13 protein-coding genes and 1 pseudogene are annotated in these 14095 nt (G+C 73.1%); 5 read left to right on the top strand and 9 right to left on the bottom strand.

The features are described 5' to 3' along the window. Positions 1 to 65 precede the first annotated feature (65 nt). Positions 66 to 1124, bottom strand: a complete 1059-nt coding sequence (locus ABD317_RS24305) for a terpene synthase family protein (protein WP_344292037.1) — start codon at positions 1122 to 1124, stop codon at positions 66 to 68. Positions 1125 to 1383: 259 nt separating this feature from the next. Between ABD317_RS24305 and ABD317_RS24300 the strand changes: the two genes are divergently transcribed. The 4 genes and pseudogenes from ABD317_RS24300 (at position 1384) to ABD317_RS24285 (ending at position 4577) form a co-directional block, all read left to right on the top strand. Continuing rightward, positions 1384 to 2988 (top strand): alkaline phosphatase D family protein, encoded by a 1605-nt coding sequence (locus ABD317_RS24300; protein ID WP_344292036.1) that lies wholly within the window; start codon positions 1384 to 1386, stop codon positions 2986 to 2988. A 72-nt stretch (positions 2989 to 3060) separates the two neighbouring features. After that, positions 3061 to 3909 carry a GNAT family N-acetyltransferase gene (locus ABD317_RS24295; protein WP_344292035.1) on the top strand — a complete coding sequence of 283 codons (849 nt, stop codon included), beginning with the start codon at positions 3061 to 3063 and terminating at the stop codon, positions 3907 to 3909. A gap of 28 nt (positions 3910 to 3937) precedes the next feature. Next, positions 3938 to 4204 (top strand): annotated as a pseudogene (locus ABD317_RS24290) (alpha/beta hydrolase); the annotation flags it as partial. A gap of 16 nt (positions 4205 to 4220) precedes the next feature. After that, positions 4221 to 4577, top strand: coding sequence for an MmcQ/YjbR family DNA-binding protein (locus tag ABD317_RS24285; protein ID WP_027751856.1), 357 nt, complete (start codon positions 4221 to 4223; stop codon positions 4575 to 4577). 59 nt (positions 4578 to 4636) lie between these two features. Here ABD317_RS24285 and ABD317_RS24280 read toward each other — a convergent pair whose 3' ends face one another. The 8 genes from ABD317_RS24280 to ABD317_RS24245 all read right to left on the bottom strand — a co-directional run bounded on the left by ABD317_RS24280 (position 4637) and on the right by ABD317_RS24245 (position 13463). After that, positions 4637 to 5557: a transketolase family protein gene (locus ABD317_RS24280; protein WP_344292034.1), complete on the bottom strand. Its 921-nt coding sequence runs from the start codon at positions 5555 to 5557 to the stop codon at positions 4637 to 4639. Between the two features lie 30 nt (positions 5558 to 5587). Then, positions 5588 to 6313, bottom strand: a complete 726-nt coding sequence (locus tag ABD317_RS24275; protein ID WP_344292033.1) for a transketolase — start codon at positions 6311 to 6313, stop codon at positions 5588 to 5590. A 380-nt stretch (positions 6314 to 6693) separates the two neighbouring features. After that, positions 6694 to 8097 carry a sulfatase family protein gene (locus ABD317_RS24270; RefSeq protein WP_344292032.1) on the bottom strand — a complete coding sequence of 468 codons (1404 nt, stop codon included), beginning with the start codon at positions 8095 to 8097 and terminating at the stop codon, positions 6694 to 6696. A 31-nt stretch (positions 8098 to 8128) separates the two neighbouring features. Further along, positions 8129 to 8947, bottom strand: coding sequence for an ABC transporter permease subunit (locus ABD317_RS24265; protein WP_027751852.1), 819 nt, complete (start codon positions 8945 to 8947; stop codon positions 8129 to 8131). Next, positions 8947 to 9885: a carbohydrate ABC transporter permease gene (locus ABD317_RS24260; RefSeq protein WP_344292031.1), complete on the bottom strand. Its 939-nt coding sequence runs from the start codon at positions 9883 to 9885 to the stop codon at positions 8947 to 8949. Before ABD317_RS24260 ends, ABD317_RS24265 begins: the two co-directional genes overlap by 1 nt. 6 nt (positions 9886 to 9891) lie before the next feature. Beyond that, positions 9892 to 11187: an ABC transporter substrate-binding protein gene (locus tag ABD317_RS24255; protein WP_344292030.1), complete on the bottom strand. Its 1296-nt coding sequence runs from the start codon at positions 11185 to 11187 to the stop codon at positions 9892 to 9894. Positions 11188 to 11246: 59 nt separating this feature from the next. Continuing rightward, positions 11247 to 12257 carry a LacI family DNA-binding transcriptional regulator gene (locus ABD317_RS24250; RefSeq protein ID WP_344292029.1) on the bottom strand — a complete coding sequence of 337 codons (1011 nt, stop codon included), beginning with the start codon at positions 12255 to 12257 and terminating at the stop codon, positions 11247 to 11249. 102 nt (positions 12258 to 12359) lie between these two features. Beyond that, entirely contained in the window at positions 12360 to 13463 is a 1104-nt protein-coding gene (locus tag ABD317_RS24245) for a M23 family metallopeptidase (RefSeq protein WP_425582422.1), read from the bottom strand. Between the two features lie 238 nt (positions 13464 to 13701). Between ABD317_RS24245 and ABD317_RS24240 the strand changes: the two genes are divergently transcribed. Beyond that, the coding region (locus ABD317_RS24240; protein WP_344292027.1) for a Dps family protein at positions 13702 to 14095 on the top strand (394 nt) is incomplete at its 3' end.

Raw genomic sequence — 14095 nt, 5'->3', positions numbered from 1 at the left:
CGTCGCTGTGGCGGACGCTGGTCGCGTGGTGGCGCGGATACTGACGCACTGCCGCGGAGCGGCGTCTAGACCAGGTGCGGCTCTATGTACCCGGGCGCGCTGCCGACCCTTGTGGCGGCCACCTCCCGGTAGCGCGGCGACCAGCGGTGCCACTCCAGGCTGCCCGCGATCCAGTCGCCCAGGTCGGCGAGCGACTCCTCCACCGGCGCCCACCGGCCGGGGTCGAGGCCGAACAGCGGCCGCATGGCGCGTACGTCCCGGACGGCGGACGCGAAGTCCGCGGTACGGTCCCCGACCCGGGCGGCCGCCTCGTCGAGCGCGTCCTGCCAGGTGCCGCCGCCCAGGCGCCACAGCACCGCCGCGAGGTGGTCATGATCGCCGCGGGCGATCTCCTTGTGTACCGAGTAGATGTCGTTGGTCCAGGAGATGACGTCGTTCGCGGCGTCCCGTACGGCCCGGTAGGCGTCGCTGGCGGCGACGGCCGGGGGGATCTCGGTGAAGTTCGCGGGCTCGATCAGGTCGAAGCTCATCTCGCAGCCGGAGTTGAGCCGGCGGCGGCGCCGGAAGTCGGCGAGCGACTGGCGGCCGATCCGGGCCGGTTCGGTGTGCGGGAGGATCGTGAACGCCAGGAAGTCGCGGTAGTGCGCGGCGAACCGCTCGCGCCAGGCGCGGGACATGGGTTTGGCCGTACGCTCCCATAGGTCGGCGAGCGCGGCGGCGAGGGGGCCGGACGGGGCCGGCGCGTCCAGGTCGGGGTCGAGCTGGGCGCAGAGCCTGGCGGCCGTGTGCAGCCGCTGGGCGGCGGTGCGGGCGACGTGGCCCTCGTCCAGCTGGTCGTCGACGATCCAGTTGTAGAGCTGCCACTCGGCGACCAGCTCCAGCTGGCGGGCGCGGGGGTAGACGGCGGCGGTGAACCGGCCGAAGCCGGCGCGGTGGAAGTGGTCGGTGGCCATCCCGTCGCGTATCAGGTCGGCGTGGCGGGCCCAGGCGATGATGTGGTCGTCCAGCCCGGCCGCCTCGGGGTGCAGCCGGGCCCGGATCGGGCACGAGATCGGCGGAAAAGTGACCTCCACCGGAGTCGATACGTCGAACTCGGCGCCACTCCTGTTCTTCTTGGGTGTCATGTTCTGTCTCCTAGGAAGCAGGAATCGACCGTGACGGGCCGTACCTGCCCGTGCGCATACGCGCGGCAACCTGATCGCACCTTCTTTGGCTATACCTACGACGGCGTGCGCCGAGCGATATCGGTCAGGGCGTCCGCGCCCCCTCGCCGTCCGCGCCCGAGCCGGTCGCAGAGGTGCCCAACCGTGCCCGCACGCACCTATGTTGGTGCGGCTCCCCGCGCGTCGCTCAGGACTCAGACACCGTTCACTGGGAGGCCCCTTGTCCCGTTTCACCAGCACCCCGGGTTTCAGCCGCCGCCGGTTCCTCGCGCTCGCGTCCGGGGTGTCCCTGGCCGCCGCACCGCCCCTCGCCGCACTGTCCGCCGCACCCGCCTGGGCGGAGCCCCGCTTCGGCGGCGACCCGTTCGCGCTCGGCGTCGCCTCCGGCGACCCGGCGCCCGACGGGGTCGTGCTCTGGACCCGGCTCGCGCCCGAGCCGCTGGCGGCGGACGGCCGGGGCGGGATGCCCGGGTACCGGGTGCCGGTGCTCTGGCAGATCGCCGAGGACCCGCGCTTCCGGCGGATCCGGCGCGCCGGGGTCGAGCCGGCCGTCCCCGAGCTGGGGCACTCGGTGCACGCCGAGGTCCGGGGGCTGGAGCCGGACCGGGAGTACTGGTACCGCTTCCGCGCCGGCCGGCACGTCAGCCCCGCCGGGCGCACCAGGACGGCGCCCGCCGCGGGCGCCTCCGTGGCCTCGATGGCCTTCGCCTTCACCAGCTGCCAGAACTATCCCGACGGGTACTTCACCGCCCTCCGGCACCTCGCCGGGGAGGACGTCGACGTCGTCGTCCACCTCGGCGACTACGTCTACGAGGGCGACGCGCAGGGCACCCTGGGCCGCGGCCACCTGCCGGCCCACGAGCTGTCCTCGCTCGCCGACTACCGCGTGCGCTACGGCCAGTACAAGTCGGACCCCGACCTGCAGGCCGCGCACGCCGCCCACCCGTGGATCGCCGTCCTCGACGACCACGAGGTCGACAACAACTGGGCCGACGGCCTCGACGGCGACGACGTCGGCGGCGCCCGGTTCGAAGCCCGGCGCGCGGCCGCCTTCCAGGCGTACTACGAGAACCTGCCGCTGCGCCGCTCCTCCCTGCCCACCGGTCCGCACATCCAGCTCTACCGCCGGCTGCCCTACGGCACCCTCGCCCAGTTCCACGTCGTCGACACCCGCCAGTTCCGTGACAACCAGGCGTGCGGCGACGGGCGGCAGTTCGGCTGCGACGAGCGGCTCGACCCGGAGCGCACCATACTGGGCGCCGAGCAGGAGGCCTGGCTGCTCGACGGGCTCACCCGGTCGCACACCACCTGGGACGTGATGGCCAACCAGATCATGACCATGCAGGGCGACTCCGCCGAGGGGATCGAGCAGGCGTTCGGCATGGACACCTGGGACGGCTACGCCGCCGCCCGGCAGCGCCTCTTCGACGGCGTCGAAGAGCGCGGCATCGGCAACTTCGTCGTCGTCACCGGCGACGCCCACCGCAGCGTCGCCGCCGACCTCAAGCACGACTTCGACGACCCGGCCTCGGCCACCGTCGGCGTGGAGTTCCTCGGCACCTCCGTCAGCTCCGGCGGCAACGGCGCGGACCAGGACGAGTGGGGCCGGGTCTGGCTGCAGGAGAACCCGCACATGAAGTTCCACAACGTCCAGCGCGGCTACGGCGTCTGCGAGGTCACCCGCGACCACTGGCGCACCGACTACCGCGTGGTCCCCTACGTCTCCGCCCCCGGCGCCCCCGTCCGCACCCGCGCCCGCGTCCACGTCACGGCGGGCACGCCGGGCATCCAGGAGGTGGAGCAGCCCGGCGTCCCGCAGCCCTGAGCCGGAACCGGGGTGCGGGCGGGCCGGCGAAATCCCGGTGCGCCCGCACGCCGCGGCGGTGCAGGGTGGGGGATGAGCTGGACCACGACGCACGACCTCGACGCCTTCACCGCCGCCGCCGGGCCCTTCCTGCGCGCCGACCCCGCCCCGCACACCGTCCTGCTGACGGCGGCGGCCTCGCTCGCCGCCGCCGGGCTCGACCGGTACGGCGACGGGCGGCCGGAGTTCGGCTGGTGGCGGGCACTGGACGGCCGGGTGGCGGGGGCGTACCTGGCCACGCCGCCGTTCCCGCCGCTGCTCTCCCGGATGCCGGCGGCCGCCGCCGCAGGGCTGGCCGGGCTGCGCGCCGCCGCCGGGCTGCCGACCTCCGGCGTGAACGCCGGGCGGGCGGCGGCCGAGGCGTTCGCCGCCGCCTGGACGGGGCGCACCGGTCAAGCCGCCACCGTCGAGGAGCGGAACCGGCTGTACCGGCTGGGGGAGCTGGCCCCGCCCGACCCGGCGCCGTCCGGGTACGCCAGGGCCGCGACCGGGGACGACCGGGACCTGCTGGTGGACTGGACCCGGCGGTTCCACGCGGAGTCCGCCGGCGGCGCCGGCGACCCGGCCCGCGCGGTGGCCGACCGGCTCGCGTACGGCGGGGCGACGCTCTGGGAGGACGGCGGCCGGCCCGTGTCGTACGCCGGCGTCACCCGCACCATCGCCGGCATGGTCCGCGTCGCGCCCGTCTACACCCCGCCGCCGCTGCGCCGCCGCGGCTACGCCACCGCCTCCACCGCCGCCGTGAGCCGCGCGGCCCGGGCCGCCGGCGCCCGCGACGTGCTCCTCTTCACCGACCTCGCCAACCCCACCAGCAACGCCCTGTACCGGCGCCTGGGCTACGTGCCGGTGGAGGACCACCTCGTGGTCTCCTTCGCCGGCTGATCTCCGGCGGCGGCGGTCTGGTGCCCGGCACAGCATGGGCCCGATGCCCGCCCGCGACTACGCCCAGGAGCACGGCGAAGGGCTGGCCGGCCTCGTCCTGACCGGCATCCCGCGCAGCCTGCCGGGGGTGGAGACCGCGACCGCGGTGCGCCGGCTGGCGGGGGAGGCCGCCGCGCGCGGGCGGTGCGGGCCGACCTGGCGCGCGTACCCCCGGGCCCGCCATGAGATCCTCAACGAGACGAACCGGGACGAGGTCCAGGCCGACCTGCTCGACTGGCTCGACAAGCACGTGTGAACGACGGGGAGCACCGATGACCTTCACCGCCGAGGACGTACGCCGGACCGCCCTGGCGCTGCCCCAGACCGCGGAGAAGCTGGCCTGGGGCATGCCCACGTTCCGGGTGAAGGGCAGGATGTTCCTCACCCTGCCGGAGGACGAGACGTCGTTCGCGGTGCGCTGCCCCAAGGTGGAGCGGGACGAGCTGGCGCTGGCGGAGCCGGAGAAGTTCTGGATCGCCGACCACGAGGCGTCGTTCGCCTGGGTGCGGGTGCGGATCGCGGCCCTGGAGGACCGCGACGAGCTGCAGATCATCGTTGCCGACTCCTGGCGCCAGGCGGCCCCGCCCCGGCTGCTCGCGGAGCACCCGGAGCTGGCCGGGGAGTCCTGAGGCGCCCCGGGGAGTCCGGCGGGAAGCCGGGGAGCCCCGCGGGGCCCGGGCCGCCGGGCTCAGGCCCGGGCCGCGGCCGGCGCGGCCGTGAACGCCGCGATCCGCTCGCGCAACGACGCCGCGTCCAGCCCGTGGGCGCGCACGTGCTCGGGGACCGTGCCGTAGCGCCGCAGCTCGCGCCGCCCGGTGCCCAGCCCCAGCACCCGGTGCGGCACGTCGGCCAGCGCGTCGTTCGCGTACGCCGTGGAGGTGCCGGCCAGGTACGGCTCGACCAGGACGACGTCCGCGGAGCGCCCCGCGCCCACCGCGGCCCGCAGCGCGGCGCCGTCGAAGGGCCGTACGGTCGTGGCGTACAGCACCGTCACGTCCAGGCCCTCGGTCGCGGCCAGCACGTGGTCCAGCACCGGGCCGACCGCCACGACCACGCCCGCGCGGCCCTCGCGCACGGTCAGGAACCCCGCGCCGTCGACCGGCCGCCCCGCCGTGTTCGACTGCCCCGACAGCCGCACGTACACCTTGTCGTCGCCCGCGGCGGCGGCCCGCCGCACCAGCGTCTCGGCCTCGTCCGGATGGCCCGGCACGTGCACCGTCCAGCCGTCGAGGGTGTCCAGCAGCGCCACGTCGCCGGGGCTCATGTGGGTGTAGCCGCCGGCCGGCCAGTCGTACGAGCCGTAGGCGCTGACCAGCACCGCGCCCGCCTCCTGGTGGCCGAGGTCGAGCTTGACCTGCTCGAAGGGGCGCTCCACCAGGAAGCTGGCGAAGGTGTGCAGCACCGGGCGCATCCCGGCCAGGGCGAGTCCGCCGCCGACCCCGACGAGCAGCTGCTCGCGGATGCCGACGTTGATCACCCGCTCCGGGTGCCGGCGGGCCGCGGCGTCGAAGCCGTCGGTGCCGATCTCGGCGAGTACGACGGCCAGTCGGGGGTCCTCGTCAAGCAGCCGTGAGGTGACGGCGGCAAAGCGCTCGCGCATCGTGTCCATGGTCGGGTGTCCTTTCCGGATGAGGGTGGGTCAGACGTACGCGGGCTCGACGGCGGCCACGACGGCGTGCGGCCGGCCGGGGTGCGGGGCGGTGAAGGCGGCGTGCAGCGCCTCGTGGTCGCGGCCGTCGACGGTCGTGGTGGACCAGCCGGCGGCCGCGAAGCGGGCGGCGATGCCGCCGGGGAGCGCGTAGGTGGCGGAGGAGTTGTCGATGACGAGGGTGTGCAGCGTGTCCAGGCCGGCGGCGCCCGCGTAGGCGATGGCCTCGTGGTTGCTGCCCTCGTCCAGCTCGGCGTCGCCGACGAGCACCCACACCCGCGGGTCCCGGCCCGGCCGGCCGTACGGCCCCCGGGCGCGCAGCCCGAGCGCGGTGCCGACGGCCAGCGGCAGGCCGTGGCCGAGCGAGCCGCTGCCGATCTCGGCGCCGGGCACCAGCGTGCGGTCGGGGTGGTGGCCGAGCGGCGAGTCGTACGAGCCGAAGCCGGGCAGCCAGCCGACGGGCACGAAGCCCTTGGCGGCGAGCACGGCGTAGTACGCCATCGGGCCGTGGCCCTTGGACAGCAGGAACCGGTCGCGGTCGGGCGCCTCGGCGGTCGCGGGGGTCACCCGTAGCACCCGGTCGTAGAGGACCCACAGGGCGTCGAGGGTGGAGGTGGCGGCGGGACCGTGCTTCTCGTCGCCGGTCATCAGGGACATCAGCCGCGGCAGGTCGTCGTAGCCCGTGGGCGGCGCTGGGGTTGCGGGAGTCGTCGTCATGCGACCACCGTGCAACTTCAACAATGGTTCAAGTCAACAACCGCAGGCCGGGCGGGGTGTGGTGCGGGCGCGGGGCCCTCACCGCCGCCTCGCGGGCCGCCCGGGCGGGCCGGCCCACCCGCCCCGGACGGGGTCGTTCGCGGTGCGGGGTTCCTACTGTGTGCGGCTGCACATAAACCTGATCGCTCCCCGCTGCGTCTAACGAGTAGGAGATCACGTTCTCACAGCCGGGCGGAGGATCCGAGATGACCAGTCACCTACCCCACCCGCGGCCCGCGGCCGCGCTCGTGCCGGTGTGTCCGCGCTGCGGCCGCGTCCGTTGCATCTGCCCGCCCATGGCGGCCGCCTGAGCGGCCGCCATGGGCTCGCCCCACCGGGGTTCAGGGCTGCTTGCGCTGGTGCCCGAAGCGCATGCCGGCCAGTTTGAATCCGCGCACGGTGGGATCGACCCGACGCTGCTCCGCGCGGCGCTCCGGAGCCGCCTCGATCACCGGCTCCGGCTCGCCCGCCGCCGCGATCCGCGCCAGCAGCCGTGCGCGCAGCCCGTCGGCGAGCGCACGGTGGGAGGCGAGCCCGACAAGGTTGTCCAGCTCGTACGGGTCGTGAGCCAGGTCGTACAGCGCCGTTTCGACGTACCTGCCGCCGGAGCGGGTACGCCAGCCGTCGGCCGCGGGGTCGACGACGTAGTACTTCCACCGTGAGGTGCGCAGCGCCCGTCCGCACTCGGACTCGCTGACCTGGACGAAGACGTCCTCCGGCCAGTCGGCCCCGGGATCGCGGACCAGCGGCAGGAAGGAGCGTCCGGACATCTCCTCCGGGACGTCGAGACCCGCGGCGTCCAGGAGGGTCGGCGGCAGGTCGAGGGTGCTGACGGGGGCGTCGAGCACCCGGCCGCCGTCGAAGCCGGGGCCGCGCAGGGCCAGCGGCACCCGGATCGAACCGTCGTGGCAGGAGCGTTTGTACTCGGAGTTGCGGGTACGGAAGTGGCTGCCGTGATCGGAGGTGAACGCCACGATCGTGTCGTCGAGCAGGTCCATGCTGCGCAGCGCGTCCAGCAGCCGGCCCAGGCCCTCGTCGACGCGCCGGACCTGGCCCAGGTAGCCGGCGATGTGCTGGTGCGCCGTGCCCCCCGGGGAGGCGGCGGACAGCGCGGCCAGGTCCGGCGGCAGCCAGCGGCCGGTGTAGCGCTCCGCGTAGCCGTCGGGAGCGGGGTAGTCGTCGACCTCGTTCTGGTGGTGCGGCTCGATGAGGGAGAGGAAGAGGAAGAAGGGCTCCTCGTGGTGGTCGGCGGCGAACCGGATCGCCGCGTCGAACAGCGCGTCGGAGCGGTAGCCGGGCAGCCGCACCGGCTCGCCGTCCTCGTCGTACATCACCGTCCGGTACGCGTCGGAGGTGAACTCGAGGATGTTGGCGCCCAGCCAGTGCCGGTAGCCGCCGCGGTCCGCCGGCGGCACCGGGTCCTCGCCGGCCAGGTGCCACTTGCCGATGTACCCGGTGGTGTAGCCCGCGTCGCCGAAGTGGTGCGCGAGCGTACGGGCGTCGCGGGGCAGCGGGATGCCGTTGCGGAAGCAGCCGGTGGCGGTGGGCCACCGGCCCGTCTGCAGCGCCGCCCGGGCCGGCGCGCAGACGGGCTGCGGAGTGACCGCCGTCCGCGCGTACGTGCCCGAGCGGGCCATCCGGTCGAACGCGGGCGTGAGATCGAGCGGGTTGCCGCCCGCGCCCGTCGTGTCCCAGCGCTGCTGGTCGGTGAGCACGACGATGACATGGGGACGCCGGTCGGGCATCGGGGTCCTTTCCGCACGGGTGGGCCGGGGGTCATTTCAGGCCGGTCAGGGTGATGCCGCGGACGAAGTACCGCTGGCTGAAGATCAGCAGCAGGGCCGTCGGCACGAACATGATGACCGATCCGGCTGCGGTGAGGTGCCACAGTTGGAACTGCTCCTGGCTGAACTGGGTGAGCCCCACGGGGATGGTGCGCATCTTCTCCGAGGTCGTCGCCACCAGCGGCCAGAGGAACTCGTTCCACTGGAAGACGAACGTGAACAGGCCCAGCACGGCCAGCGCCGGTTTGCACTGCGGCAGGATGATCCGCCAGTAGATGGTGAACTCGTTCGCCCCGTCCACCCGGGCGGCGTGGATGAGGTCGTCCGGGATGGGCTGGATGAACTGCCGCATGAGGAAGATGCCGAAGCCGTCCATCAGGAACGGCACGATGAGCCCCTGGTAGCTGTCCAGCCAGCCGAGGTCCGACATCATCACGTACAGCGGGATCATGCGGACGAAGAGCGGGATCATCAGGGTGGCGAGGATCGCGATGAACAGCGTGTTCTTGAAGGGGAAGTCGAACTTCGCGAACACGTAGCCCACCAGCGGGTCGAAGATGAGGTGGGAGACGGCGATCGCGCCCGCGACCACCAGGCTGTTGATGATGAAGTTGCCGAACGGCGCCTCCTCGAACAGCGTGGTGTAGTTGCCCCACTGCGGCGAGTCCGGCCACAGCACCGACTCCGCGGACAGCATCTCCGCCTCGGTCTGCAGCGACAGCGACACCATGTAGACCAGCGGCACGATGGTGATCAGGCTGGCGATGGTGAGCAGCAGGTAGGCGATCGCCCTGGACGTCCTGGCGGTCATCAGTACTGCACCTCCCGCTTCCGGCCGATGCGCAGCTGCAGCAGCGTGAACGCGACGATGACGAGCAGCAGGAGCATCGAGAGCGCGGACGCGTAGCCGAAGTCGCGGGCGCGGAACGCCAGCTCGTAGACGTGGAAGACGAACAGGTCGGACGCCTCCCCGGGGCCGCCGCGGGTGATGATGTACGCCTGCCCGAACGCCTGCAGCCCGGTGATCACCGCCATCACGGAGACGAACAGCGTGGTCGGGGTGAGCAGCGGCACCGTGATCCGCCGGAACTGCTGCCAGCGGTTGGCACCGTCGACCTTGGCCGCCTCGTAGTACACGTCGGGGATGCCCTGCAGCCCGGCCAGGAAGAGGATCATCGTGTGGCCCGTGGTCATCCAGAGCGTCACCGCGACGATCGTGGCCACCGGGTGGGTGTTCAGCCACTCCTGCGTGGGCAGCCCGAGGTCCGACAGGATCCGGTTGAGGATGCCCAGCTCGGGGTCGAGGATGTTGCGCCACATGAGGCCCACCACGGCGATCGAGGTGAGGTACGGCACCAGCAGCGCGAGCTTGAACGCCAGGCTGCCGCGCAGCCGCTGGTTGATGAGCACCGCCAGGCCCATGCCGAGCACGATGGCGCCGAGGGTCGTGCCGGCGGCGAACTGGAGCGTGACCTTGAAGGCGTTGCGCGCCTGCGGGTCCTCGAAGGCGCTGGTGTAGTTGTCGACCCCGGCGAACTCGTCGGTCCGCTGGCCCGTCAGCATGCTGGTGTTGAGGATGTCGGCGATCGGGTAGTAGAAGAAGACCCCGAAGAAGATGATCGCCGGTGTCAGGAACAGGTATGCGGTGCGCGCCTGGCGCCGGGCGATCGGGGAGCGCTTCGTGCGCTTCCCGCGCTTCGCGGGCTTGGACAGCTCCGTGGGGCTCGTGAGCTTCGCGGGCGTCGCCATGGGTGCTCAGCCCTTGAGGATGTTCGCGGCCGCGTCGTCGTACGCGGCGAACGCCTCCTCCGCGCCGGCCCCCTCGATCAGCATGCTCTCGTAGAGCGTCTTGTAGATGTCCTCCAGCTCGCCCGCCTTGCCGGTGGTGTAGACGTCGGTGCGGAACTCCTCCGCGTAGGGCAGCCCCTCGGTGAAGGGCTTGACGTCCGGGTTCTCCAGGACCGACGCCTCCTTCGCCCACGACTTGCGCGGCATCAGCATGCTGGACTGCTCGGTCGCCGCGGTCTCCGTCTTCAGCGCCGTGATCCGCTTGATGAAGTCCCACGACAGGTCGGGGCGGCCGGCCTTCGCGGGGATGAACAGGGTGGTCCCGCCGGCGATCGTCGCCTGCCGCCGGCCGGTCAGCGCCTGCGCGATGCCGTAGTCCAGGTCGGGGTTGGACTGCTTGATGATCGGGATGTCCCAGGGGCCGGTGAGGATCATCGCGGTGCGTTCGGCGGCGAAGAACTTCGCCGCGCGGGTCACGTCGAGCGCGGTCGTCGGCTTGGGCGAGACCTGGTGCTCGTGCACCAGGTCCCGCTGGAACTGCATCGCCTCCATGGCGGCGGCGCGCGGCTGCAGCAGCTTGCCGCTGCCCGCGTCGTACTCGTGCACGCCGTTCTGCAGCATCCACGGGTAGGAGTAGCTGAGCCCGTCGTTGAGCACGGTGCCGCTGACGTCCCCGGAGTTCAACTCGCGGGCCGCGGCGAGGAAGTCCTCCCAGGTGGTGGGCGGCTCGACGCCCGCGTCCGCGAGCATCCCCCGGTTGTAGAACAGCAGCGTGCAGGTGTAGTGCATCTGGATGCCGTACACCTGGCCGTCGTGGGTGTTGTCGGCGACGGCCGGGCGCAGCCAGTCGTCCGGGAAGCCGATCTTCGCGCCGTCCTCGTCGATGTACTTCTGCAGCGACAGCGCGTCCCCGCTGAGCGCGAACTCCTGCACCCAGTTGCCCGGCTCCTCCACCACGTCCGGCACGTTCCCGGACTGGAAGTCGGAGACGAGCTTCGTGCGCAGGTCCTCCCACTGGAACTTCTGCAGCTCCACGGTGACCCCGTGGTCCTCCTCGAACTGCGCGACGACGTCCTTGTAGGCGTCGAACTCGTGTGCGTTGTTCCAGTAGGCGAGGAACGTGCCGCCCCCGCCGCCGGACTCGGCCTCGGGCGCGCCCGAGCCGCAGGCGGCCAGGGGGGCCGCCGCGGCGACACCGCCGGCGACGCCCAGCATCCTGCGCCGGGTCATCCACGGACCGTTGCTGGCTGGCCTTGCTGACATGCGGGTGCTCCTCTCGCGGTGCTTTCGGTTGGTCACGCGCTCGTGGGTCACGCGCTCGTTCACGTCGATTCGCGGGGTATGAAGGACCAGGGCAGGACGATCTCGCGGCTCCCCGGGGGGTCCGCCGCCGCCAGCCGTTCGAACAGCAGCCGGGCGACGCGGCTGAAGTCGACCTGCCGCTGCCCCACGGTGCTCAGCGCGGGGCGGATCACCGAGCCCTCCGCCAGGTTGCCGACGCCGAGGACCGCCACGTCCGCCGGCACCGTGCGGCCCGTGTCGCGGACCGCCCATATCGCGCTTATGGCGGCCCGGTCGGAGGCCACGAACAGCGCGTCCGGCGGCTCCGGCAGGCCCATGAGCGCCGTGGTGGCGCGGTAGCCCTCGACCCTGCTGTCCGCGCCGGCGCCGACGAGCCGGCCGTCGGCCCCGAGGCCGTGCCGCCGCAGCGCGTCCCGGTACGCCGTCAGCCGCGCGGAGCGGTCGCCCAGCTCCAGGTCGTGCCGGTGGCCGAGGAACGCGACGCGCCGGCGGCCCGCGGCCAGCAGGTGGTCCAGCGCCTCGCCGCACGCCTCGTACTCGGGGGTGCGGACGACGTCGAAGCCGTCCGGCGTCACGGAGTTGTCGACGACGACCATCGCGAGCCGGCCGCGGGCCAGCTCCCCGAGGTCGCCGAAGTGGCGCGCGGAGTCGAAGAAGACGGCGCCGTCGGCCACGCCCTGGCGGAGCAGCCTGGTGGCGTGCGCGGCGTGCGCCGGCGAGTCCACTATCAGGGTGAGCACGCCGTAGCCGTCGTCGTCGGCGGCCGCGTGCAGATCGCGTACCAGCTGCTCCTGTACGGGGCTGCCCAGCGAGCCGATCACCAGGCAGACCCGCTCGGTGCGGCGCTTGCGCAGGCCGCGCGCGGAGCTGTTCGGCGCGTAGCCGAGGTCCCGCACGGCGGCGAGCACCCGTTCCCGGGTGTCCGCGCCGATCCGGTCGTCCCGCCCGTTGACCACGTAGCTCACCGTCGCGACGGACACCCCGGCGAGGGCGGCGACGTCGCGGACCGTGGGACGCGTCTTCTTCGGCATGATGATACGTTTAAGCACCCGGGGTGCCGCAGGGTCAAGCCTTGGCGCGTGAAGTCTCGTGACTAATCGTCAAGTCGCAGGTCAGCGCGGTGCGCGTGTGGGCTAGATGCGCACCCCGTGGGAGCGCAGATAGCGCAACGGGTCGATGTCGGACCCGTAGCCCGGCCCGGTGCGGACCTCGAAGTGCAGATGCGGACCGGTGGAGTTCCCGGTGGATCCGGAGCGGCCGATGCGCTGCCCGGCGTTGACCGGACGGCCGGCGCTCACGGTGATCGCGGAGAGGTGCGCGTACTGGCTGTAGCGGCCGTCGCGGTGCCGGACGACCACCTCGTACCCGTACGCGCCCGCCCAGCCGGCGCTGACGACCTCGCCGTCGGCCACGGACCGCACCCCGGTGCCGACGGAGACGGGGAAGTCGACCCCGGTGTGGTAGCCGCTGGACCAGCTGCTGCCGGTGGCGCCGTACGGGGTGCCGACGGCGGCGCCGGCGAGCGGGGAGGTGTAGTCGGGGGAGGACTGCGGTTCGGGTTTCGGCTTGGCTTCGGGCTTGGCCTCGGCCCGGGGCTTGGCGGCGCGCTTCTTCGTGTCGGGCTTCGTCCGCTCGGGCTTGGACCGCTGCGGCTTGGCCTTGCGCGGCTTCGCCTTCTCGGGCTTCGACGTGCCGGACTTCGCCTTGCCGGACGTCTTCCCGGACTTCGTCCCGTCCTGCTCCGCCTCGTCGCCCCCGGGCTTCTTCGTCCCGGCGGCGGGCGAGTCCTCGCGGGGCCGCGGCGGGGCGGCGGCGCCGCGGAGGGTGAGGCGCTGGCCGGGGAGTATGAGGTCGGGGTCGGCGCCGACGACGCCGCGGTTGCGCTCGTACAGGGCGGGCCAGCCGCCGCGTATGCGGTGCTGGTCGGCGATGCCGGAGAGGGTCTCCCCGGTGACGACCTCGTGGTGCCCGGGCTTCTTGCCGACGGTGCCGGCCCGGCCGCCCTGCGGCTCGGCGGCGCTGCCGCCGGCGGGGGGCTCCGTACCGGTGCCGTCGGTTAACGCGCCGTCGGGCTGCGGCGCCCGGTGTTCCTGTGCCCGGTCCTCCTGCGCCCGGTCCTTCGCCGGGCTGTGTACGGAGTCCGCGGACGCGCCCGCGGCCGGCGTGACGGCGCCGGCGACCAGCGGCAGCGCGAGCCCCGCGCCGCTCGCGGTGACGGTGAGGGAGGCCCGCGACACCGGGCCGGGGCGGTAGCGGCGGTGCCGTCCACGCCCTGTGCGCTCTGACATGGCTGAGTCACTTTCCGTGCGCCGAGACCTGAGCGAACGATAGAAGTGCCCGTGCCGCTGGACAAGAGGGCGACCCCCGCCGCCGCCGTGACCGGGCCCTTCCCGGACGGCGTAGCCCGACAGGACTTTAGACTAAGTCTAATGTAGGATGGGGTCCACAGAGTACGGAGCAAGGAGGCGCCCACACATGACCACGATCCTCGACAAGAAGGCCCTGGACGTCACCGGCGAGGCGCTGCAGGGCGCGCTGGTCGACCTGCTGGACCTGTCCCTGCAGGCCAAGCAGGCGCACTGGAACCTGACCGGGCCCCTCTTCCGCGAGCTGCACCTGCAGCTCGACGAGGTGGTGGAGCTGGCCCGCGGCCACGCCGACACCGTCGCCGAGCGGGCCGCCGCGCTGGGCGTGAGCCCGGACGGCCGGGCGAAGACCATCGCCGCCGGCAGCCCGCTGCCGGACGTCGGCCCCGGGAAGATCTCCGACCAGAAGGTGATCGACGACGTCACCGACATCCTGGAGAAGGCCTCCGCGCGCATGCGGCAGCGGGTGGCGGACACCGACGACACCGACCTGATCACCCAGG

The organism is Streptomyces synnematoformans, assembly GCF_039531005.1.
Taxonomy (GTDB): domain Bacteria; phylum Actinomycetota; class Actinomycetes; order Streptomycetales; family Streptomycetaceae; genus Streptomyces; species Streptomyces synnematoformans.
The sequence above is the reverse complement of the archived record's forward strand: the minus strand, read 5'-3'. Positions and strand labels throughout refer to the sequence as shown.

Coding starts and splice junctions, on each gene's coding strand:
- ABD317_RS24305 (WP_344292037.1), bottom strand. CDS start 1,124: ATGACACCCAAGAAGAACAGGAGTGGCGCCGAGTTCGACGTATCGACT.
- ABD317_RS24295 (WP_344292035.1), top strand. CDS start 3,061: ATGAGCTGGACCACGACGCACGACCTCGACGCCTTCACCGCCGCCGCC.
- ABD317_RS24285 (WP_027751856.1), top strand. CDS start 4,221: ATGACCTTCACCGCCGAGGACGTACGCCGGACCGCCCTGGCGCTGCCC.
- ABD317_RS24280 (WP_344292034.1), bottom strand. CDS start 5,557: ATGGACACGATGCGCGAGCGCTTTGCCGCCGTCACCTCACGGCTGCTT.
- ABD317_RS24275 (WP_344292033.1), bottom strand. CDS start 6,313: ATGACGACGACTCCCGCAACCCCAGCGCCGCCCACGGGCTACGACGAC.
- ABD317_RS24270 (WP_344292032.1), bottom strand. CDS start 8,097: ATGCCCGACCGGCGTCCCCATGTCATCGTCGTGCTCACCGACCAGCAG.
- ABD317_RS24265 (WP_027751852.1), bottom strand. CDS start 8,947: ATGACCGCCAGGACGTCCAGGGCGATCGCCTACCTGCTGCTCACCATC.
- ABD317_RS24260 (WP_344292031.1), bottom strand. CDS start 9,885: ATGGCGACGCCCGCGAAGCTCACGAGCCCCACGGAGCTGTCCAAGCCC.
- ABD317_RS24255 (WP_344292030.1), bottom strand. CDS start 11,187: ATGTCAGCAAGGCCAGCCAGCAACGGTCCGTGGATGACCCGGCGCAGG.
- ABD317_RS24250 (WP_344292029.1), bottom strand. CDS start 12,257: ATGCCGAAGAAGACGCGTCCCACGGTCCGCGACGTCGCCGCCCTCGCC.